We start from the raw sequence: 21,167 nt of genomic DNA, 5'->3' as shown, positions 1-21,167 counted from the left end.
GGAAGGTCTTCCAAACTTTTTTATTGATGAGGATTCTCCTATTAGACAAGACCATCATCGTCACGTTCGTCCCAGTCTTCAAAAGGATCCTTTCCCTCTTTTTCAGCTTGAAGACGTTTCTGACGAGCTTCTTCGATTTGTTTTTCACTTGGTTTCATCAGTTTGCTAATAGCAGCAATAGCTGATAACTTAATAACAGTAAAAACCAAAAGAAAGATCAATACCACTGTTATGGTTTTCATAGTTTTCCTTATATTTTTTCAATAAATCAAAACCCCTAAAAGCTTAGGGGTTTTAACATTATTTAACTGCGTCTTTAAGAGCTTTACCAGCTTTAAATGCAGGAACTTTAGAAGCTGCGATTGAGATAGTTTCACCAGTTTGTGGGTTACGACCTTGACGAGCAGCACGTTCACGCACTTCAAAGTTACCGAAACCAATCAATTGTACTTTTTCACCTGTAGCAAGGAATTCTTCGATAGAAGCGAAAACCGCATCTACAGCTGCTGCTGAATCTTTTTTAGTAAGCTCAGTTGCTTCTGCAACTTTAGCGATCAAATCTTGTTTGTTAGCCATTGTAACAATCCTCCAATTTATTTCTAAGCGAATGATATTTTTAGCGCTTCGACAAATATTATCTTATCCTAAAAGCCTTATGAGGTCAAGTAATAAACGCTAATTTCATCGCTTTTTTGTAAAAAATAAAGCCTTTTTAATTTATTGTCTTATAGATGTCAAATTCGATACGGTCGTTAACTAAATCGAAACTCTGAGCACGTGCTGTTATTCCCTTATCATTCTTCATAGACTGAATATTTAGGGTAACCTTTCCCTTCTTACTGTCAATTACAATATAATCAGGAAGTTTTGTTGAACGTTTAATCATCTTAAGAGCATCTGAAACAGGGAGCTTCAAGGTTCCTGCCGAGAGCTCAGACACTTGAAGAACGACAGCACCCGACTCACTTACAAGAGGCGTAAAGTAAACATAGAGGGGTACTGCGTGACCTAAGACCTTATAACTACTCTCAAAAACAATTTTGGAATTAGTCACTTTGACCTTGAAACGCATCTTATCATTAGAATAATCTTGTGCAAACCCTGTAAGCGCCGCATCAAGCTCTTCTTTACTCATACTATACTTTCCAATTTTAGTAGCTCCTTTAGGTAAGGATACTGAGCTCGTTTCGACTGGTGTCATTATTCTAACTGTCACGACACTAATTAGGGCTAAATTTAAGGCTAAAAGTCCCAAAAACAACCATTTCCATACCTTACTCACCTGACCACTCCTTCTTTGTTTGGTTTATACGTTTTAAAATCGCATCTGACATAATTTGATAACCTGTGTTGTTGGGGTGAAAATGATCATCCTCGAATAGAGCATCGTTTAAACTACCTTGGGATGATTTGGCAGACTGTGATGTTTCATCAGAGCTCGTCACTCCTCCCTTACCATCAATTCCCTTATAGAGCAGATCGTTAACTGGAACAAAGTAGACATTGTCGTACTCCTTACACACGTCTTCGGTAGACTGGTTCCAATTATCAACAATGGTTTGCATTTCTGTCATCTCTGGAAAATTAAGATAAAACGGATTGTAAATACCAACAATATAAATCGGTAAAGTTTTATTATCCTTACGAACTAGCTCAATAATATGTCGCAATCTCTTTTGATACTCCACAGCAGGTTTGCTAAAGGTATTCACATTAAGATTGGTGATATTATCCTTAATGACATGAATCACATCATTTCCACCAACAGTCAAAGTCATCATTTTTGCCTTTTTGAGATCCCTTTTGATATCCTTCTTTTCCTGCATCCTCTTGAGGATTTGATTGCTGGTGTTTCCTGCGATACCATAGTTGCGAGAAGTCACTTGCCAATTAAAATCTGACTCTAAGGCCTGGGATAAAACAGAAACGAAGCCTCCTTGTTTACTGCTATCACCCACACCTTGGGTAAGTGAGTCTCCAATGGCCACATAAGTTACCTTTTCTTTTTTTACAAACCTTATCTTGTCAGTAATCTTTGATGACCGATGATTGCTTGGTACAATAAAAATGAAAAGCCCTACAAATAATAGAAAAAGCAATAAGAAGCCTACTAGACTTCTAAGTAATTCTGATTCTTTCAATTTATTCATAGCGAACCATTACGGCAAAGGCGTCTTCACCAGTGTGTGTTTGAATGATTGACCCTGTTTCAAGAATTGAAATTGGAGCACCCAATACCTCAAGTTTCGAAGCAAGTTCTTTCGCCAAATCCCGTTTTCCTGCATAAGAAATACCTATCTCAGCAACCTTGCGATCCTTGATAGCATCAATGTAAGAATCCAACCATTTCATGAAAGTTTTTGCACCACGACCTTTAGCAATAGTATTTAACTGATAGTCCTTCAATTCCATAATAACACGGATATTGAGCAATGATGATAAGAGGCCTGTAACACGTCCAATACGGCCACCTTTGACAAGATTCTCAAGGGTAGAGACACCAATATGAAGTTCAGATTTACTTTTCACTTCTTCTACATGTGCCACAATGTCTTCAAGACTAGCCCCTTCTTGCGCGAGTTTAGCAGCCTCAACTACTTGAAATTTGAGACACTGATCTGTAAAACCTGAGTCTATAACTGTTACATCAGCTCCTGAAAGGTTAGCTCCTTGACGCGAAGCCTCACATGTCCCAGAAAGAGTATGCATAAGATGGATGGCCACAATTTGCTCTGCACCATCTTTAACCAATTTTTCATATGTCTCAGCAAACAACCCCACTGGTGGTTGGCTTGTCTTTGGTAACTCTTTACTATGCTTCATCATTTCCAGGAAACGACCTTCTTCACGAAGGTCACTATCTGAATAGATGACACCATCCACCATAACTGACAATGGAACGACAGTGATATTGTACTTTTCAACCAATTCCGGTTCAATCGTAATTGACGAATCGGTTACAATTCTGATTTTACTCATATTTCTCTCGCTTAACACAAATTTTTATTCTATTATAGCATGACTAGAGAGGTTTTCCCAGCTATTTTCCTAAACAGGTTCATCCACTTTTAATAAAGCTCTAGCTTGACTCAAGGCAGCATCAGTCACATTGTCACCTGCAAGCATCTTGGCGATTTCCTCAACTCTTTCTTCAGATGTCAAGAGACGAACACGAGATACAGTTGTCTCGTTATCACTTTCTTTAGAAATAAAGAATTGATAATCTGCAATAGCGATTACTTGAGGAAGGTGACTGATAGCCAATACCTGACCATGACTTCCAATCTTATGAATCTTCTGTGCGATAGCCTGGGCTACGCGGCCTGATACTCCAGTATCAACCTCGTCAAAGACAATACTAGTTTTATCTTCTTTTCGAGCAAAGGCTGACTTAATGGCTAGCATAAGTCGAGACAGTTCGCCACCAGATGCGACCTTAACAAGCGGTTTAAAACCTTCACCTGGATTGGTTGAAATATAAAACTCAACTTGCTCATTACCATCACGGTTAAATTTCCCCTTAGTAAAGATAACTTTAAAATCAGCCTTATCCATATAAAGGTCACATAGTTCAGCCTTAATCTCAGCTTCAAGGGCTGTGGCAATTTGATGGCGTGCCGTTTGTAGGGTCTCTGCAGCCGCCAGCAGATCTTTTTCAAGTTGCTTAAGCTCTTGTTCCATAGCATCCGAAGAGCTGGAATTGCCAGTCAGAAGATTGTATTCTTTACTTGAATTTTCGAGATAATCTAAGACATCATCAACAGTTCCACCATATTTACGGGTAATGGCATTAATCGTATCTAAACGGTGTTCAATCTCTTGCAAACGCCCAGCATCAAAATCTAAATTATCCACAAGATCTCCCAACTGTTTAGTAACATCCTCAAGGACATAATAGGCCTCTGATAAATTATTAGAGAGTTCTTTATAATCAGAGTCATACTCTTCAAGAGATTGAAGGTCATTCATAGCAGAACGGACATTTGATAGACTTGAAAAATCTTCATTATCCAGCATAACATAGGCATTTGTTAGGGTATCAGCTATCTGCTTATGATTCAATAGTTTGTCTCGTTCCTTCAGTAAAGCAAAATCTTCTCCTGATTTCAAGGAAGCTGCCTCAATTTCTGCAATCTGAAAGGCTAGCATTTCAATTCGAGCCTTATGCTCTTGCTCATTTTTCTGTTTTTCAAGAACAGCTTTTCTTAACTCACGGTAGCGATCAAAATACTCTTGATACTTTTTCTTCGTTTGGAAAAATGCCTTATCTCCAAAAGCATCCAACATGCTAATGTGAAGAGCAGGTCTCATAAGTTCTTCTTGGTCATGCTGTCCATGGATATCTACCAAAAAGTGTCCAACAGATTTAAGAGTCGTTAAATTGACCATTTGACCGTTGATACGACTGACACTTCGACCATTTTGGAAGACTTCACGTCGGATAATTAATTCATCCTCAACAGGAATCCCATTATCTTCCAAGAGACTAACTAAAGCAGGATTTTGTTCAATTGAAAAGAATCCCTGAATCTCCGCCTTAGGGGCTGAATGACGGACAACCTCGCTAGATGCCCGTGCCCCCAACATAAGATTCATGGCATCAATGATAATGGATTTTCCTGCCCCAGTCTCTCCGGTGAGAACAGTCATGCCATTTTCAAAGTTAAGAGAAATTTCTTCAATAATTGCGAAATTCTTTATCGTAATTTCGAGAAGCATGCTTCCTCCTATTCTTCAACCCACTTGACGATTTGTCCCTGTAATTCGATAGCTGCTAATTCTGACTGAGCGACCAAAAAGAGCGTGTCATCATCAGCAATCAAGCTAAAAATCAAATGCTTGTATTCATCCAAAAGAATCTTTTTGATGAGACGACTAGTCCCTGGCTGAACTAAGATATTCATAAAGGCATGTTGTCGATCAATACGCAACAAGCGGCGGCAAGCAACAGAAGATCCACCTACTCGTCTAGGCGCAGTTGAAAGCCCATAGATGTAGGAACCATCTTCGGTTGGCACTTTGGTAATACCAATTTCATTGATATCACGTGATACCGTAGCCTGAGTAGCCTTCAACCCCTCAGCCTGTAGTAATCTCACCAATTCTCCCTGGGTCGTAATTTTATTTTCTTGGACAATCTTTCGGATTAACTCCAAACGATCATTCTTCTTCATTCTTCTTAAACTCCTTATGTGCTTGTGCTACAACTTCTTTGATTGAAGTTTGACCATCATTTCGAGGAGAATCTGTCTTCTCCAAGTGTGCGAGAAATTCAATGTTACCATGACCACCTTGAATAGGTGAAAAATCCAGTCCTTTAACTGAAAAGCCATAATCAACTGCAAAAGCTGTTACGGTTTCTAATACTTTTTCATGGATACTGCTCTCACGAACAATTCCATTTTTTCCAATTTGTTCACGGCCCGCCTCAAATTGAGGTTTCACAAGAGCAACAACTTGCCCTCTATCAACCAATATCTTAGCTAAGGCCGGTAGAATCAAATTAAGAGAGATAAAGCTGACATCAATAGATGCAAATGATGGTAATCCCTCTGTGAAATCGACAGGTTCAGCATATCGAAAATTATATTGCTCCATAGAACGCACTCGATCATCTTGACGCAATTTCCAAACTAACTGATTGGTACCAACATCTACTGCATAAACTAGTTTGGCACCATTTTGAAGCATGACATCGGTAAATCCACCTGTTGAGGCACCGATATCGATAGTTGTCATATCTTCAACTGATAGATTGAAAACAGCTAAAGCTTTTTCAAGTTTGAGTCCTCCACGACTCACATACTTAAGCTTTTCACCTTTGAGCTTCAACTCTGTTCCATCATCAATTTTTTCACCAGGTTTATCGTAACGCTCACCATTGATAACATTAACAACTAAACCAGCCATAACACCACGTTTAGCTTGTTCTCGCGTTTCAAATAGGCCTTGTTTATAAGCCAAGACATCTACTCTTTCCTTAGGCATGGAGTCTTAACCTTTCTATGATTTTCATAATATTATCTTGCTTGAAACCTTGGTCCTCAGCCAAATCTTTGAAAATAGACTCAGCCTTATTTAGTGACTCCTCAAGAATGACATGCGATTTTTCCAAACCAAGAAGAGCCGGATAAGTTGATTTTCCAGCAACTACGTCTTTCCCAGGTGTCTTCCCAAGCTCTTCGAAATCAGCAGTCACATCTAAAATGTCATCACGAACTTGAAAGGCAAGACCAATCAAGCGACCAGCTTCTTTCAGATTTTCCATGACTCGGTCTTCTTGTTGGGATACAATACCAGCCGCTACAAACGGAAAGGTTAGAAGCTTACCAGTCTTATTCTCATGGATCTTAGCCAGTTGCGATAAATCAAGTTCCAGATCTTCACCCTTCATATCCAACATCTGACCACCAACCATACCGAAGGTCCCTGACGCATAAGATAAAGCTTGAATCAATTGAACACGAATCTCTGCAGAAAGTTCTGTTTGGGCTACAAGTGCGAAGGGATCCAAAAAGAGAGAATCACCAGCTAATATTGCCGTTGCTTCATCAAATTTTTTATGGTTTGTTAAACGTCCTCGACGGTAATCATCATTATCCATTGCCGGTAAATCGTCGTGAATAAGACTTCCAGTATGAATCATTTCAAGACTTGCTGCGACATCAAAATGACTAGGAGTAAGCTCTAAACCAAATCCTTCAAGTAAATCTAAGAAAATCAGTGGACGAATACGCTTACCGCCACTATCAACCGAATAAAGAATAGCAGTGATTAAATCACTTGATACAGGGAGATTCTTTTTTTGGTAGTAATCACGGATAGCCGCATCAATTTTTTCACGCTTGGTCATTAGGCATCCATTTCCGTTTCTGTACCGTCCGCTTGCATAACCTTAACCAATGTCTTTTCAGCATCTTCTAAGGTCTTTTGCAAATCTTTAGATAGGGCCATACCCTTTTGGAACTCCGCAATAGCATCTTCAAGAGCAACATCACCTGTTTCGAGCTTAGTGACGATAGCTTCTAAGTCCTGTAAATTTTCCTCAAATGTTTTTTTAGTTGACATTTTTCACCTCTACTTCTAGTTCTCCATCCCTCATTTGGATAGTTAATTGATCACCTTCAGTAATATCCTTAATAGTGGTTAGGGGCTTATCGCCTTTATTGACAATAGCATAACCCCTCGCAACAATACGGCTAGTATCCAGTGATAATAGGGCATCTTGCGCTTTCTCTAGTCTCACACGATAGCCGTTAAGGGTGTTCTTAGTTGTGGTAACTAACAAACGCTGTAAGGACTCTCGACGGTCTTGGTAATTCTCTACACTAGTCAAGAGATTCAAACCTTGCAGTCTATGACTTAAAAGAGCCACTTCTTTTTGTTTGCGTTCAAAATCCTGCTTTATAAAGACTTCAAGTCGGGCTGTCAATTGGTCAATCTTTTGCAAATAACCATCATAAAGACGTTCAGGTTGCCTAAAGACAACCGATTGCGATAATTTGGCTAAACGTTCTTGGTTATACTGTATACGTCTCAAACAAGCTTGATAGGCTCTGTTTTGTCTTTCCCGAATCCAAACCAAGGTATCTGACTTAGATACTGGTGTTGCAAGCTCTGCCGCTGCTGTAGGCGTAGCAGCCCTACGATCTGCTACAAAGTCAGCCAAGGTCGTATCGGTTTCATGACCAACACTAGAAATTACAGGCAAACGACTCTCAAAAATCGATTGCACCACAATTTCTTCGTTAAAGGCCCAGAGATCTTCGATAGAGCCTCCACCACGACCTACGATAAGTAAATCTAGGTCATCCCTTTGATTGGCTTTTTGGATATTTTCAGCAATTTCCTGTGCAGCTCCTTCACCTTGAACCTTGGTAGGAAAAAGTAAGATTTCTACACCAGGAAAACGACGGTTAACAGTCGTAATAATATCTCGAATAACCGCACCACTAGGACTTGTGACAACCCCGATTTTTTTGACAAAATTAGGAAGACCCCGCTTATGACGCTCGTCGAAATAGCCTTCAGCAGTTAATTTCTTACGAAGCTGTTCAAATTGGAGAGCCAAGGCACCCACACCATCTGGCTCGGCTTTCTCAATAATAATCGAGTAGGAACCACTCGGCTCGTAAATCTGTACCCGACCAACGACATTGATTTTCATCCCTTCTTCGAGGTCAAAACCAAGTTTTTTGAAGACTCCCGCCCAAATTGTAGCTTGGATAACAGCCCCTTCATCCTTCAAAGAAAAATACTGATGACTCGGCCGACGGCGAAAATTGGAAACCTGACCTGTCAAATATACCCTCTCTAAATAAGGGTCACGGTCAAATTTCATTTTCAAATATTTGGTTAAGGATGTGACCGATAAATAGTCTGACACGACAATTCTCCTTTATTTAACCTATCCTCGAAAACCTGAAGACATTAAAAAAGTTCTGTAGAACCATCATCCCCAAATCTTCTCAGTCAGTTTTTTAATTGTATACACGATTACCTTAAATTATATCAAAAAAGACTGTCAAAAGACAGTCTCAACCACCATTGTCAAGTATTTTATATAGTTTCATTAATCGGTTGTATAAGTTTTTGAAACGACGTCCCAAGAATCGCTTGAACCGTCAATACCACCATAGGCTTCGAGTTGTCCCTTCTTATCTACACGGAAAAGAAGAACCTCATTACCATAGGTATCATAAAGTTGAGCATAAACTAGGTTATCATCATCCGTCCATGAATAAACATTCCAACCTAGATTTTTATAATTTTCTCCAGTTGAACCTTGTTCTTTAGCATAGGTAGAAAAAACCCAGTCTTCTAACTGTTTATCAGACAAAGATGAGGTATCAACTTGAGAGGATTGATTATCTGATGACGCTGCAGCTGCTTCCTTACTTTTAGCTAACTGGCCATTTTTCCATGGGTTTGTTTCACTCTCTTTTTGGTTATTACTATACCACATCAAAGTAACAACAGGAATAACCACTGCAAGTACTGCAACAACTCCAATTACCCATCTAATGATTTTAGGATCTTTGAGTTTATTAAAACTCGAAACATTCCTTCCCTTAGTTCTTTCAGTTTTACGACGTCTAAATTCGCTCACAGCTTTATCCTCTTTTTCTTGAAAGTAGTCCCTTTTTTCTTTTCCTCTTGTTCCAAGAGCTTTTGCACTTCCCTACGACCCTGCGAATCACTCGTTTGAGTCAATGAAATTTGCAACTAAAAAATACGATTATCCAAAGCTTGCTCATATTCTTTGGCTGCTTCTCTATCACCGTTATCAGCTAAGGCTCTCAGATACTCTTCATTACTGAATTCAGCCATTCACTATTTCGCTACTGCTTCTAAATCGTTTCTTCTATTTTCTTAAAGCCTGGGACTTTTGTCAAGTTACTAATTTGTAACAAAATCTTACAACTGTAAAAGCTGAAGAAAATCACATCTTCAGCTTATTTCTTGGTTATTCCTCGATAATACTTACAGTAACTTTGAAGAGGACAAGTCTGGCATTTAGGATTCTTGGCTAAACAATGATAGCGTCCAAAGAAAATCATGCGGTGATGACTGATAATCCAATCTTTCTTTGGTATTTTCTTCATCAATTCTGCTTCGATTTCCTCTACACTAGCATTTTCTGGAGCTATATTCAGACGTTTAGAAACGCGAGAGACATGTGTATCTACAGCAATAGACGGAATCCCGTAGACTTCAGCCAATACGACGTTAGCTGTTTTTCGTCCAACACCAGGTAAACTCTCTAATTCCTTGTGAGTTTTGGGAACTTGTCCGTCGAAATTCATTAAAACAGCTCTAGCAGTTTTGATGATATTCTTTGCCTTATTCTTATATAGCCCAATGGTTCTTAAGCACATTTCAACATCATCAAGATTAGCAGATGCTAAATCTTCAATTTCTGGATAACGAGCCCACAAACCCGGTGTTACCTTATTAACAGCTTTGTCTGTTGTTTGAGCAGATAAAATAACAGCAACTAGTAGTTGAAAGGGAGTCTCCCACTCCAGCTCGCCATGTGCATCTGGAAACATCTTTCCCATTAAAGCTAGAGCTTCATTAACACGTTTTCTACCTAACATTATTGACCACCCCACAATTGACGGGCCGCATCCATACCAGTTTTGAACTCATCCGAAATCTGGTGATGTTGTTTCTTTCCTTGATGCTCCAAACGACGTTCTTCAACTTGAATTTTAGTAGTAATACCACTTGTTTTCCAGTTACGAAGAACCCCTTTGATATAATTCCAGTTGGTTTTTCGGTTAAATACTGCCTCTTTCAGAGCTTCACGGATTAATTCCGGGTCAGTGTGTTCTTCCTGAATTTCCTTATTTAAATCTTCGATTACCATAGGATTCAATATTCCCAAAGCCTGTTCCAACTCATCTGTCAGCTGTTTAATAAGCTGCGTATTTGTTGGTTGGCCAACAACAGGACCTGTCGTTGGCTTTTCACTACTCACTAGCTTGTCTAACACTGCTAGGGCAGGTGAAGCATCAACAACCATCTCAATTTCATTATTAACTTTAATAGTCGTAAAATCAAGGAGTCCAGCCTCAGTTAATGTCGTAATACTTTTATTAACCTCAGTGAGGGTCTTTCCAGTTGCCTGCGCTATCTGACTAGAGGCCACTTCTCCAATCTGAGTAGTCGTTTGTAGATAGAGAAACTGCCAAACTAAAAAGTCATCCGCTGATGGAAAAATATCCTTAAAGTGAAAAAATAAGGCATTTGGAAGGACTAAATTTCCTGTTCGATACTGTTCAAAAAAACTCATATTTACCTTTCAGAGTAGATAGGTCAACTCAAAAAATTTATGTTTCAACATAAGTCTTTTGAGAGACCTACTACAAGTAACCGTAGAATGAAAAATCGTCTTCCAACTCTTCTAAACGATAGGGTGTTTCTTGATATACCGCGTAGTTAATCCAATTACTAAAGAATGCTGATGCCGCAAGGTTCCAACGAAGTTTAGGTTCCTGACTTGGATCATCCCCAGGGAAATAGTTTGCTGGCATATCTGGATTGATGCCTGCATCCAAATCCCTTCTATATTCTCTGGCCAGAGTATCACAATCATATTCGAAATGACCAAAACTATAAACTTCACGAAGATTCTTGCTTGCCAGAATGGACAGACCTACCTCTTTACCTGATACAACAACGTCTAAATCTGTTTTATTCTTGATATCTTCCAGAGTTACCTCTGTATAGCGTGAGTGCGGTGACACAAAGCTATCATCAAAGCCATTCATGAGGAAATTTTTTGGCATGTCAACAGTTTGCTTATAGATACCTGATAATTTCTCTGACAAGGGAACCTTATCAACCCCATGTTTGTAATAGAGACCTGCTTGAGCTCCCCAACACAAGTGAAGAGTTGAATAGACATGCTTTTTAGACCAGTCAAAAACTTGTGTTAATTCCTGCCAATAATCAACTTCCTCAAAAGGCATTTGTTCAACAGGAGCCCCCGTTACGATAAGACCATCGTAATACTTGTCCTTGATTTCATCAAAAGTCTTATAGAAGGTTTCCATATGTTCAGCGTGGGTATTTTTTGATTTATGACTAGCCATATACAGAAACTCTACGTTAATTTGGAGTGGTGTATTCGCTAAAAGACGTAGCAACTGAGTTTCTGTCACTTCTTTAGTTGGCATTAGGTTAAGGATCAGGACCTCCATTGGTCTAATATCCTGGCTACTAGCTCTATTCTCATCCATGATGAAGACATTTTCCGAACGCAATACATCAAGAGCTGGTAACTTATTATCAAGTTTTATAGGCATAACAACATCTCCATCCTTGTTTATTCTATCTTCATATTATAAACCGGGTAAATATTGTTATCAAATATATATTTTCTCTAGTTAGCTATAGCTTTAAGCTATATAAGAACACACTTATTTTTTAAAAGAGTTAAAAAGGCCCTGAGGCCTTTTGTAAAACATAGATAGATTTATCCTGGGAAGTTCATTAATACTTTAGCGTCATAACCTTCGATTGCTTCACGACCATTAAGTCCGTCAAGCTCAATCAAGAAGGCACATCCAGCAACGACACCACCTAGTCGTTCAATCATTTCAATTGTTGCTTTGACAGTACCACCAGTCGCCAAGAGATCGTCAACGATAAGTACACGTTGGCCTGGTCTGATTGCATCGGCATGCATGCAAAGAGTATCGACACCATACTCTTTTTCATAATCGGCTGAAATCACTTCACGTGGCAATTTACCAGGTTTACGAACTGGCGCAAATCCAATACCAAGTTCAAAGGCAACTGGACACCCAACGATGAAACCACGTGCTTCGGGACCAACAATCATGTCAATCTTCTTGTCAGTCGCATACTGAACGATTTCACGAATAGCATAGCTATAAGCATTTCCATCAGCCATCAACGGGCTAATATCACGGAAAGTAACCCCTTCTTTAGGGTAGTTTTCAATAGATGCAATATAATCTTCTAATTTCATTTGTTCTTCCTATAGGCATTTTGCCAAAAAATATTTACATATTATTATAGCATGAATCCGTGGATTTAGAAAATGCTAACCACTAGATCCTAAACCAGTTATCTTAGTTAGGCACTACTGCTCCTGTTTGTAGAGCCAATCATAAATTTCCTGTGGTGTTCCCAAAGCCATGAGTTCTTGGAACTTGACAAGACGTTTAAGGTCCTGGAAAATCTTGCTTTCCTCAATCTCACGTTTTTCAGCCTCTTTATTAACTGTCATGACACCATTATCAATAGTGACAAAGTCCAATTCATCAAAGATTTGAATCATCTTGATGAGGAGAATTTTATCAATCTTAAGGTAATGACTGAGGTCATCTAGTTTATAGCGCACATCAAATTCTGGAAATTGATAAATGGTTTTATAGAGCCTTGCAAATTGTTCTCTAGTTCCATAGCCCGTCAGATAATAGGCTTCCTTTATATTATTTTTAAAATAGATAGCCTGGAAAGCTTTACCTTCAAACCACGCTTTTAATTCCGTCGCTGAATCCGGTAGGGTGTTGAGGACAACCGCAGGCTCTGTGTCTGCTGCTTCTTCTACCGTTGGTAGGCCCTCAGGTAGTGATATATTTTTTGAGCGGAAATCAAATAATTGAACACCATCCACACGGGCATCTTCTAGCATGAGCTGTAGCGTTGTCTGACCATTCCAAACATTAACAGACAAGGTCACTGCCAATTCCAAACCTTGAGCTTGTTGAAATTCTTGAAGCAGATTCCCTTTATTAAAAGCGACAACATCAAAGCTATCCTTACCTTGCTTAACCTTAAACTTAAGATGGGCTCCATTTTGTCCCATTGTCCTAGCTTGAGTGACAGTAATATCATGTAGCCAAAAGACTGGCTTTTTATTATCCATACCAAAAGGTGCTAGTTTTTCTAGACTCTTAATGGTATCCAAGCTAAGCTCGCTGAGTTGGAGCTCCTCGTCTAAATGAAGCGTATTTTTGGCACTCGTATCAATGTCATTATCGTAGACATACTGACACAAGATCTCTGATAGTTGACCAAGATTTTCTTCAGGAAGGGTCATCCCAGCTGCTCCAGCGTGTCCTCCAAATGCAGTAAAGATATCTCGGTGGTCATCAAGAGCGTGGAAGATATTAATAGATTCCAAACTACGGGCTGATCCCTTAGCCAAGCCATCTTCAATATTCAAAACCACTACTGTCTGGCTGATTTGTTCCATGATGCGCCCCGCCACAATACCGAGGACACCAGGATGCCAACCTTCCTTGGCCAAAACCTGAACAGGTTTGTCCAAATCCACCATAGTCATGGCTTCATCAAAGATTTTTTGAACAACTTCCTTACGTTCTTCATTTTTAGCATTGATTTCCAGAGCAATGGCTTGAGCTTCCTCATCGTCAAATCCGGTCAGAAGTTCAATGGCTGGATTTGGATCATCTAAGCGTCCCAAGGCATTGAGTTGAGGAGCCAGTTTGAATCCTACCGTTTCTTCGGAAATCGTTGTTGGGTCCACATCTGAAATGCGGAGCAATTCTTGAAGCCCGATACGCTCAGTAGTCTTGAGAATTTCCAGGCCGACCTTGACCATAATACGATTTTCATCCGTTAGGCTAACCATATCAGCAATGGTACCAATGGCTACCAAATCCAACATCTCTGTAGGAATAGTTTCAAGGAGGGCAGTTGCCAATTTGAAAGCTACACCACAACCTGCCAAATACTTAAAAGGATAATCGGCATCTGGATGCTCTGGATGGACAATGGCATAGGCATCTGGAAGCTGTGCCGGCATACTATGGTGGTCTGTAACGATAACGTCCACACCTTGCTCTTGCGCATAAGCAATAGCTTCATTTCCCGCAACCCCATTATCCACTGTAACAATGAGTGAAATGCCTTCCTGCTCAATGAAATACTTATAGACACTTTCATTTGGTCCATAACCATCTGTAAAACGGTTAGGCAGATAGACTCGAGCTTCAGCTCCCATCATTTCAAGGGCTTCCTTGACAATCGATGCTGATGTCATCCCATCCGCATCATAGTCCCCATAGACTAAGATTTGCTCATAATTTTCAATGGCTTGACGAATTCTAGCCACTGCCTTATCCATATCATGAAGAAGATAAGGATCATGAAGGTGTGATAAATCAGCCTTTAGAAAGTCTTCAAGAGCCTCTTCTGTCGTAATGCCACGTTCATAAGCAATCTTGGCTGCTGTTTCTGCCAGCCCATGTTCTTTGGCAAGTTTAAAAAAGCCAGCATCTGGCTCTTTTGTGTTTATTTTCCAATCATACGTTGATGTAATCATGTTCTTATATTTTCTCCCTGTCATCTAGTCTACCTATTATAACATGAATAAATTTATCATAGTGGATAGAAGCCTAAGTTTCCTAAAATTAGAATAGAAAACATCGGAAGGTGCTTCAACTCATGGTACATTTCCAATCAAGACCTGCTTTTCTAGACAAAATAATAGTCTGGATATTGCTCCCTTTTTGACTTGTATTTTCTCAGATATCCCCTTCTCCTCTTTACGTTATTTAACTCTACTCTACTATCATTTTCAAGTAATATTAGAAAAAGCAAGAAAAAGATTCCCTATTTGGAAATCCTTTTCATCAATATTTATAAATCATCCCTGTACAAGCTTGCTCTGAAAGTTCGACAAAGCCCAGAGATTGGTAAAAGGCTAGATTTTTCTCGCTACGATCAGTGGCAAGGAGCCGTTGATAGACATTGTGGAAAGTCCCTAAAGCCTCTTCTAAGAGTTTCTTTCCGATCCCTTGGCGCTGATAATCTGGTCGCACCAAGAGGTCCTGCACAAAAATGACAGAGTGCCCATCTCCTACCAAACGAATGTAGGCTACGAGCTCTTCCTCATCATAGACCGCCAACTGCCATAGACTGGCTTTGACAGCTTCTTCCAACATGGTTGGATTGTTAGTATAATTGGTCCAGCCGACTGAACTGTACAGTGCGAGTAGGTCTGTCATCGCTGGAATCTCTTTTCTATAATCTAACATCTTAATTCCTTTTTTAACCTATAGTGCTGTAGGTTTTCTAAATAGGCTTGGATATTTGCGGTCATCTAGTTTTCTCCTATTTGTAGTTAAACACATTGGTAGCTAGTTTGTCCGAGATTCGTGGAAATAGCGTGTAGCCTTTGTGGGCAACTGATAAGAGTCGTGGTAGATTGACTTCACGTTTATTTTTACCCAGAATACGGACAATCTTTTTAGCCACGTATTTAGGACTGAGGACAAACTTTTTAACACTCTCAAGATAAGCTCCAGAGGGGTCGGCTTGGTCAAAGAAGCTTGTCTCAATTGGACCTGGATTGACCGTAGTAACATAGACTCCTTTATCAGAAAGCTCTAAACGAAGGGCATCTGAAAAGCCAATTACCGCAAACTTTGTCGCTGCATAGACACTTGAGTTGGCTGTCGCAATTTTACCCGCCATACTGGCGATATTGACGATATGACCATGGCCTTGCTCCACCATTTTCTCAGCCATCAGACGTGAAAAGGTCATCGTCGCAAAGGTATTGATATCAAACATATCACGTACTTCTTGGCTAGTGTAATTATCATAAGACTTGAATTCACCGAAGCCAGCATTATTGATAAAGACATCAATACGGCCAAACCGTTGATAGAGATAATCGACCATTTCTTTAATGGCATTGTCGTCTCTAAGGTCAATAGCAAGACAAGTTTTATTTTCCACATGGCGATAACATTTCTCAAGTTTGTCCTTGTCTCGTCCTAAGAGGATAATACCATCACTGGGTGAGAGCTGCTTGACAATTTCTTGAGCAAGGCCTCCTGAGGCACCAGTAATAGCGATAATACGTTGTTTAGCCATTAAATCTCTACCTCTTCCAAGTCACGAACGATGTGAGTGTTTTCAAAAATCGTTTTAGCATCTGCTGCCATCTTACCGATATCACGCCCCAAGAATCGTGCTGATACATGATTTAGAAGAAGGCGCTTAGCTGAAGCATCTTTAGCGACCTGTGCTGCTTGCATGTTGGTTGAATGCCCATGGTTCTTAGCAATTTTTTCATCACCCTTACCATAAGTGGACTCATGAACCAAGACATCTGCACCCAATCCAAGACGAACACTGGCATTCGTCTTACGAGTATCACCTAAGATAGTGATAACCTTACCTTTCTTAGGTGCGGAAATAAAGTCTTTGGCAATAATTTTCGTTCCATCTTCAAGAACTACATCTTGTCCATTCTTAATTTGTCCAAAAAGCGGACCAAATGGTACGCCTGCTGCCTTAAGGGCCTCAGCATCCAAGGTTCCTTCGAGATCCTTTTGAACCACACGGTAACCAATACAAAAAATGGTGTGATCCAACTTATCTGCATAAACAGCGAACTTGTCATCTTCCATAACCAAGCCTAGCTTATGCTCATCAATTTCCTTAAAATGCACATGATAAGGTAAGCGTGTCCCCGAGGTACGAAGGCTGGTCATGACGTATTGCTTAATACCAACTGGTCCATAAACTTCAAGGTCAGTTTGTTCTTCGCTAGATTGGAAAGAACGACTAGCCAAGAAACCAGGTAGACCGAAGATATGGTCCCCGTGCATATGTGTGATAAAGATTTTTTTTACTTTACGAGGTTTGATTGTTGTTTCTAAAATCTGACGTTGGGTTCCTTCCCCACAGTCAAACATCCAGACTTCGTTGATTTCATCGAGTAGCTTCAAAACCAGACTCGACACGTTACGGGCCTTGGATGGCTGTCCGGCGCCCGTCCCTAAAAATTGTAATTCCATGACTTTCTATACTTTCTATCTATCGTTTTTCTTATTTCTGGACAATATAAGCCAGGCATTCACGCTGAGCAAAGCCATAATATACAGTTTGCCCTTTATATTGAGATAAAAGTTCCACTAATTCGTCTTGATTGAAGCTAGCTAACTTAATGACATTCCCCTTCAGTTTAGTGACACGACTAAGTAACTGAGTTTCTGGTGTCAACTCCTCCAACACTTCTTCGTCAAAATCAACCTTGGCCATCTTAATTTGAGTGCCTTCAAGATAAACCTTATACTGCGGGAAAACTTGAGCAAGCTCAAACAAAATGCTAGCTGTTGGAACCTCTAAATGCTCGGCAAAGACTAGGGCCACCTCATCGGCATTTTCATAGCAAAAACCATAAGATTTGCCTGACAAATTGAGACGAATAAAGGGCTTGTGTTCATCAAAAGATGGTACTGGATTAAAGAGGTTCAATTCTTTCGAAAGCTCCAAATAGTAATCCGTTGCTGCTTCTGGAGACTGTTTCTGGTAAATCTCTGCAAAATAAGCATTAATCACGCTTGGTGGTGGTGTAATAAAGGCCAGTTTTTGACGGTCTGAAAGGTCTGACAAGGTGTTTTCCAGATACACTTTATCTAGACTTGTAAAACCACCATATTTTAAAGCTAAATCCATATAATCAGTCATAAAACTCTTCCAATTTCCATTTATTTTTCGGTGAAATATAACCTGTAATTTCTTCCACTTCTGTCTCAAAAGTGTAGCTATCTAGCAAGGCCAATTGACTCAACTGATAAAGTTTATAAGCTTGATCCTGATGTACCTTAATACTAAAAGGTTCAAAAATCTGTTGAATTTCATCAATCAAGAGTCTTCTGAGGGCCTCACGACTTCCCTTGTCACGTGCTGAGAGGCGAACATTAGGAAAGACTGTTGCTACTAGATTATCAGCTACATCCATCTTATTGTAGATTGCTAGGCGAGGAATATCAGTCATGTCTAAGTCTTTGAGAATGTCTAAGACCACCTTTTCGTGCTCTTCGTGATTAGGATCACTCGCATCAATGACATGCAAAAGGAGGTCCACATTACGACTTTCTTCAAGCGTTGACTTAAAGGCAGCAACCAATTCTGTTGGCAAATCTTGGATAAAACCAACCGTATCTGTCAAGGTCACTTGAAACTGATCTTTTAAGTAAATTTTCTTAGTCGTTGCATCCAAGGTCGCGAAAAGTTCATTAGCCTCATATTGCTTATCATCCGTCATAAGGTTCATGATTGTTGATTTCCCAGCATTAGTGTAACCTATCAAGCCAATTTTAAAGGTACTTGAATCAACACGCTTTTCGCGAATAGTTTCTCGGTTCTTCTCAACAATCTTTAATTGGCGTTCAATATCGGCTATCTGGTTACGAATCGAACGACGATTGAGCTCCAACTGACTTTCACCAGGTCCACGGCTACCAATGCCCCCTGCTTGACGGCTGAGCATAATCCCTTGACCAGCCAAACGAGGCAACATGTATTTAAGTTGAGCTAGGTGAACCTGAAGTTTCCCTTCATGGCTTCTAGCCCTCATGGCAAAGATATCCAAAATTAATTGCATACGATCGATGACTTTTACACCAAATGCTGCTTCAAGATTGGTATTTTGACGTGGGGTTAAACGGTTATTGACAATGACCGTAGTAATCTCATCCGCGTCCACCATAGCCTTGATTTCTTCTAATTTTCCTGAACCTACGAAGGACTTACTATCATAGCGTTCACGTTTTTGGGTATAGCTAGCTACAACCTCTGCTCCTGCTGTTTTGGCAAGACTAGCAAGTTCCTCCATGGACATGTCAAAATGCTCTGTCTCTTGCAATTCAACACCTACTAAAATAGCACGTTCTTGCTGCTTAGCTGTCTCTATCATAGCAACCCCCCTTTTCGAAATAGTCGCCTTCTATTATACCACAGGGAGACCTAAAGAGAAGGGGACAGACCTTAATTTTTTATAAAGAAAAACAAGTTGGATTGCCCAACTTGCTTCTAATTAGTGTTTACGTGTCGGTTTCTTTTTAGACCCCTTACGACGCTTGCCTTGGTGAAGAATAGGCGTATTTTGAGAAATGGTTTGACGCATTTTCTCAGTGACCTTATCAACCTTATCTTTAGCCTTGACCAATTCTTGTGAGGCCTTGATTGCACTCTTCGAAGGTTTGTTTTTCTTAGTTTTGATCTTAGACACTGACTTTACTTGACTAGTCCCCGATGTACGCATACGACGAGACATTGCCAAGAGAATTTTATTTTCCTCGTTGAGGTTGGTTTGATAAGCCATCGAAAGCACCAAACCAACACCAATCAAGTTTGAGATGAGTGAAGATCCACCTTGAGAAATAAAGGGCAAAGGAATACCTGTCAGAGGAAGAATTCCTACTGCTGCCCCAATATTTTCAAAAATATGGAAGACAATCATCATAATAAAACCTGTAGAAATAAAGGTATAGAAACGGTTGTTAGACTTAAAAGTCACTCGCAACATGCGATAAATGAGGAAGAGATAGGTCAACAGAACCAATCCACCGCCTACCAAACCAAAGTCTTCTGCAATAACCGTGAAGATCATATCACTCTCACGAACTGGTACATTCAAATCAAGATGATTAAAACCTTTTCCGTATATTCCCCCAGTACCTATCGATACCATCCCTTGTGTCTGTTGAAAGGCGATGCCATCCGCATAGGTGAAAGGGTCCAACCAAGCTGAGATACGGTTAATCTGATAAGTCTGAACCCCTAACTTGAGCAAGGCTTCCTTTCCCCAATCTGTGATAAACACCATTATAAACAGAGCTACGCTAGCTGCAAAGGCTAGCACTACCGGCAAGATGATACGCCAGGATATTCCCGAAACCACTATTATACCCGCTAAAATAGCGAGGAAGACTAAGGCCGTTCCCATATCACCTTGAAGAACCAGTAAGCCTAAGACAGGAAGCGTGACCGCTACATATTGGAAAAGTAGCAGCCAGTCATCTTTAAGCTCAGTTACTTCTTTTCCTTGTTTAGCCCAAACACCTATTCTCGAAAGAAAAAGGATGTAGGATATCTTCATAAATTCTGATGGTTGAAAAAGGGTGACTGATCCAATACTGACCCAGTTTTTTGCTCCTGTCGAGGCAACCAAAGCGGGTGAATAAAAAACAAGAGGTAGAACCATAAGTCCCAGGCCAAAAATATAAAGCCAGGGAGTTACCTTCCAAAGAAACTCTGTATTAAATAACATGACAACAAAAGCAAGTACCGAACCAAGAAAAATCCATAGTACTTGCTGAGAAATGACTTGCACGAGATTCTTTGGATAATCAAAATTTGTCGCGATAAAAACCGAGACCAGACCAACCAGCAGTAAGATAAGGACTGGCAAGAGAATCGAGTAATCTATCCGACTTTCAATAGTATTTTTTGACTTAGCCATGTGTACTCCAAAATAAAGATTTAGCAAGAGTTATTATACCACTTTTTCGGCCAGATAAATGGCCTGAATGTATAAAAAGTTGTTAATTTTTTAACGAAAAAAGCAACCACAAATTACTTGATCATTGAAGTATACCCATTGACCTGAAGGAATTCGGATCCAGCAATCAACAGCCCTGTCACAAGGTAACCCTTATCGTTTCTGTAAAACAAAAAGGTACTTCCAACTGATTTTCGGAGATGTTTTTGTGTATTTTGAAGTTTGCGTTTTCACTTAGTTGAAACCCACATCTAATACCCTAGTATGACATGCTAGATTACAGAGGAAGAGAACAGCTAAGCTAGAAAGCGTTGAAATATTAGTAGTATTTTTCTTCATCGGATTTCTCTATCAAAAACCT

At 39.9% G+C, this 21,167-nt stretch carries 22 protein-coding genes and 1 pseudogene; all 23 read right to left on the bottom strand.

Annotated elements, in window-relative coordinates:
* Positions 1–41 precede the first annotated feature (41 nt).
* Positions 42–242, bottom strand: a complete 201-nt coding sequence (locus HMPREF9425_RS03985) for a hypothetical protein (RefSeq protein ID WP_003092672.1) — start codon at positions 240–242, stop codon at positions 42–44.
* Between the two features lie 58 nt (positions 243–300).
* Positions 301–576 carry an HU family DNA-binding protein gene (locus HMPREF9425_RS03980; protein WP_003092489.1) on the bottom strand — a complete coding sequence of 92 codons (276 nt, stop codon included), beginning with the start codon at positions 574–576 and terminating at the stop codon, positions 301–303.
* A 136-nt stretch (positions 577–712) separates the two neighbouring features.
* Positions 713–1,282 carry a YpmS family protein gene (locus tag HMPREF9425_RS03975; RefSeq protein WP_003093039.1) on the bottom strand — a complete coding sequence of 190 codons (570 nt, stop codon included), beginning with the start codon at positions 1,280–1,282 and terminating at the stop codon, positions 713–715.
* Positions 1,275–2,150: an SGNH/GDSL hydrolase family protein gene (locus HMPREF9425_RS03970; protein ID WP_003096981.1), complete on the bottom strand. Its 876-nt coding sequence runs from the start codon at positions 2,148–2,150 to the stop codon at positions 1,275–1,277. Before HMPREF9425_RS03970 ends, HMPREF9425_RS03975 begins: the two co-directional genes overlap by 8 nt.
* Positions 2,143–2,979 carry a DegV family protein gene (locus HMPREF9425_RS03965; protein ID WP_003092936.1) on the bottom strand — a complete coding sequence of 279 codons (837 nt, stop codon included), beginning with the start codon at positions 2,977–2,979 and terminating at the stop codon, positions 2,143–2,145. The genes HMPREF9425_RS03970 and HMPREF9425_RS03965 overlap by 8 nt, the downstream gene beginning before the upstream one ends.
* Before the next feature lie 69 nt (positions 2,980–3,048).
* The gene (gene recN, locus HMPREF9425_RS03960; protein ID WP_003092712.1) at positions 3,049–4,719 is read right to left on the bottom strand and encodes a DNA repair protein RecN; all 1,671 of its coding nucleotides are present in this window, start codon (positions 4,717–4,719) and stop codon (positions 3,049–3,051) included.
* 8 nt (positions 4,720–4,727) lie between these two features.
* On the bottom strand, positions 4,728–5,174 hold the full coding sequence (locus HMPREF9425_RS03955) for an arginine repressor (protein ID WP_003093096.1): 447 nt from the start codon (positions 5,172–5,174) through the stop codon (positions 4,728–4,730).
* Positions 5,161–5,988, bottom strand: a complete 828-nt coding sequence (locus HMPREF9425_RS03950) for a TlyA family RNA methyltransferase (RefSeq protein ID WP_003096978.1) — start codon at positions 5,986–5,988, stop codon at positions 5,161–5,163. The genes HMPREF9425_RS03955 and HMPREF9425_RS03950 overlap by 14 nt, the downstream gene beginning before the upstream one ends.
* Positions 5,981–6,853 (bottom strand): polyprenyl synthetase family protein, encoded by an 873-nt coding sequence (locus tag HMPREF9425_RS03945; protein ID WP_003092675.1) that lies wholly within the window; start codon positions 6,851–6,853, stop codon positions 5,981–5,983. The genes HMPREF9425_RS03950 and HMPREF9425_RS03945 overlap by 8 nt, the downstream gene beginning before the upstream one ends.
* A complete protein-coding gene (locus tag HMPREF9425_RS03940) occupies positions 6,853–7,068 on the bottom strand; it encodes an exodeoxyribonuclease VII small subunit (protein ID WP_002884058.1) in 216 nt (71 codons plus the stop codon). The genes HMPREF9425_RS03945 and HMPREF9425_RS03940 overlap by 1 nt, the downstream gene beginning before the upstream one ends.
* Positions 7,058–8,386 (bottom strand): exodeoxyribonuclease VII large subunit, encoded by a 1,329-nt coding sequence (gene xseA, locus HMPREF9425_RS03935; protein WP_003092559.1) that lies wholly within the window; start codon positions 8,384–8,386, stop codon positions 7,058–7,060. Before xseA ends, HMPREF9425_RS03940 begins: the two co-directional genes overlap by 11 nt.
* Positions 8,387–8,572: 186 nt before the next feature.
* Complete coding sequence (locus HMPREF9425_RS10255) at positions 8,573–9,109, bottom strand: hypothetical protein (RefSeq protein WP_003092586.1); 537 nt, start codon at positions 9,107–9,109, stop codon at positions 8,573–8,575.
* A gap of 346 nt (positions 9,110–9,455) precedes the next feature.
* Entirely contained in the window at positions 9,456–10,100 is a 645-nt protein-coding gene (gene nth / locus HMPREF9425_RS03925) for an endonuclease III (protein ID WP_003092414.1), read from the bottom strand.
* Positions 10,100–10,798, bottom strand: a complete 699-nt coding sequence (locus tag HMPREF9425_RS03920; RefSeq protein WP_003092593.1) for a DnaD domain-containing protein — start codon at positions 10,796–10,798, stop codon at positions 10,100–10,102. The genes nth and HMPREF9425_RS03920 overlap by 1 nt, the downstream gene beginning before the upstream one ends.
* A 70-nt stretch (positions 10,799–10,868) precedes the next feature.
* Complete coding sequence (gene metA, locus HMPREF9425_RS03915) at positions 10,869–11,813, bottom strand: homoserine O-acetyltransferase MetA (protein WP_003093071.1); 945 nt, start codon at positions 11,811–11,813, stop codon at positions 10,869–10,871.
* Between the two features lie 170 nt (positions 11,814–11,983).
* Complete coding sequence (locus HMPREF9425_RS03910) at positions 11,984–12,502, bottom strand: adenine phosphoribosyltransferase (RefSeq protein WP_003092661.1); 519 nt, start codon at positions 12,500–12,502, stop codon at positions 11,984–11,986.
* A gap of 114 nt (positions 12,503–12,616) precedes the next feature.
* Positions 12,617–14,827 (bottom strand): single-stranded-DNA-specific exonuclease RecJ, encoded by a 2,211-nt coding sequence (recJ, locus tag HMPREF9425_RS03905; protein ID WP_037621676.1) that lies wholly within the window; start codon positions 14,825–14,827, stop codon positions 12,617–12,619.
* 310 nt (positions 14,828–15,137) lie between these two features.
* Complete coding sequence (locus HMPREF9425_RS03900) at positions 15,138–15,542, bottom strand: GNAT family N-acetyltransferase (protein ID WP_003092934.1); 405 nt, start codon at positions 15,540–15,542, stop codon at positions 15,138–15,140.
* Positions 15,543–15,618: 76 nt separating this feature from the next.
* Positions 15,619–16,386, bottom strand: coding sequence for an SDR family NAD(P)-dependent oxidoreductase (locus tag HMPREF9425_RS03895; protein WP_003092437.1), 768 nt, complete (start codon positions 16,384–16,386; stop codon positions 15,619–15,621).
* Entirely contained in the window at positions 16,386–17,315 is a 930-nt protein-coding gene (gene rnz, locus HMPREF9425_RS03890) for a ribonuclease Z (protein WP_003096969.1), read from the bottom strand. The genes HMPREF9425_RS03895 and rnz overlap by 1 nt, the downstream gene beginning before the upstream one ends.
* A gap of 31 nt (positions 17,316–17,346) precedes the next feature.
* Positions 17,347–17,988 carry a hypothetical protein gene (locus HMPREF9425_RS03885; RefSeq protein WP_003096968.1) on the bottom strand — a complete coding sequence of 214 codons (642 nt, stop codon included), beginning with the start codon at positions 17,986–17,988 and terminating at the stop codon, positions 17,347–17,349.
* Complete coding sequence (gene hflX / locus HMPREF9425_RS03880; protein WP_003096966.1) at positions 17,981–19,219, bottom strand: GTPase HflX; 1,239 nt, start codon at positions 19,217–19,219, stop codon at positions 17,981–17,983. The genes HMPREF9425_RS03885 and hflX overlap by 8 nt, the downstream gene beginning before the upstream one ends.
* Positions 19,220–19,597: 378 nt before the next feature.
* A pseudogene (locus HMPREF9425_RS03875) lies at positions 19,598–20,767 on the bottom strand (FtsW/RodA/SpoVE family cell cycle protein); the annotation flags it as partial.
* Positions 20,768–21,167: the final 400 nt, after the last annotated feature.

The sequence above is a fragment of the Streptococcus vestibularis ATCC 49124 genome (genome assembly GCF_000188295.1).
GTDB classification, from domain to species: Bacteria; Bacillota; Bacilli; order Lactobacillales; family Streptococcaceae; genus Streptococcus; species Streptococcus vestibularis.
Note: the sequence above shows the minus strand (reverse complement) of the source record. Positions and strands in the feature narration are given on the sequence as shown.

Excerpts from the sequence above, each read along its gene's own strand:
- HMPREF9425_RS03985 (WP_003092672.1), bottom strand. The coding sequence starts at position 242 with ATGAAAACCATAACAGTGGTATTGATCTTTCTTTTGGTTTTTACTGTT.
- HMPREF9425_RS03980 (WP_003092489.1), bottom strand. The coding sequence starts at position 576 with ATGGCTAACAAACAAGATTTGATCGCTAAAGTTGCAGAAGCAACTGAG.
- HMPREF9425_RS03970 (WP_003096981.1), bottom strand. The coding sequence starts at position 2,150 with ATGAATAAATTGAAAGAATCAGAATTACTTAGAAGTCTAGTAGGCTTC.
- HMPREF9425_RS03965 (WP_003092936.1), bottom strand. The coding sequence starts at position 2,979 with ATGAGTAAAATCAGAATTGTAACCGATTCGTCAATTACGATTGAACCG.
- recN (WP_003092712.1), bottom strand. The coding sequence starts at position 4,719 with ATGCTTCTCGAAATTACGATAAAGAATTTCGCAATTATTGAAGAAATT.
- HMPREF9425_RS03955 (WP_003093096.1), bottom strand. The coding sequence starts at position 5,174 with ATGAAGAAGAATGATCGTTTGGAGTTAATCCGAAAGATTGTCCAAGAA.
- HMPREF9425_RS03950 (WP_003096978.1), bottom strand. The coding sequence starts at position 5,988 with ATGCCTAAGGAAAGAGTAGATGTCTTGGCTTATAAACAAGGCCTATTT.
- HMPREF9425_RS03945 (WP_003092675.1), bottom strand. The coding sequence starts at position 6,853 with ATGACCAAGCGTGAAAAAATTGATGCGGCTATCCGTGATTACTACCAA.
- HMPREF9425_RS03940 (WP_002884058.1), bottom strand. The coding sequence starts at position 7,068 with ATGTCAACTAAAAAAACATTTGAGGAAAATTTACAGGACTTAGAAGCT.
- nth (WP_003092414.1), bottom strand. The coding sequence starts at position 10,100 with ATGTTAGGTAGAAAACGTGTTAATGAAGCTCTAGCTTTAATGGGAAAG.
- HMPREF9425_RS03920 (WP_003092593.1), bottom strand. The coding sequence starts at position 10,798 with ATGAGTTTTTTTGAACAGTATCGAACAGGAAATTTAGTCCTTCCAAAT.
- metA (WP_003093071.1), bottom strand. The coding sequence starts at position 11,813 with ATGCCTATAAAACTTGATAATAAGTTACCAGCTCTTGATGTATTGCGT.
- HMPREF9425_RS03910 (WP_003092661.1), bottom strand. The coding sequence starts at position 12,502 with ATGAAATTAGAAGATTATATTGCATCTATTGAAAACTACCCTAAAGAA.
- recJ (WP_037621676.1), bottom strand. The coding sequence starts at position 14,827 with ATGATTACATCAACGTATGATTGGAAAATAAACACAAAAGAGCCAGAT.
- HMPREF9425_RS03900 (WP_003092934.1), bottom strand. The coding sequence starts at position 15,542 with ATGTTAGATTATAGAAAAGAGATTCCAGCGATGACAGACCTACTCGCA.
- HMPREF9425_RS03895 (WP_003092437.1), bottom strand. The coding sequence starts at position 16,386 with ATGGCTAAACAACGTATTATCGCTATTACTGGTGCCTCAGGAGGCCTT.
- rnz (WP_003096969.1), bottom strand. The coding sequence starts at position 17,315 with ATGGAATTACAATTTTTAGGGACGGGCGCCGGACAGCCATCCAAGGCC.
- HMPREF9425_RS03885 (WP_003096968.1), bottom strand. The coding sequence starts at position 17,988 with ATGACTGATTATATGGATTTAGCTTTAAAATATGGTGGTTTTACAAGT.
- hflX (WP_003096966.1), bottom strand. The coding sequence starts at position 19,219 with ATGATAGAGACAGCTAAGCAGCAAGAACGTGCTATTTTAGTAGGTGTT.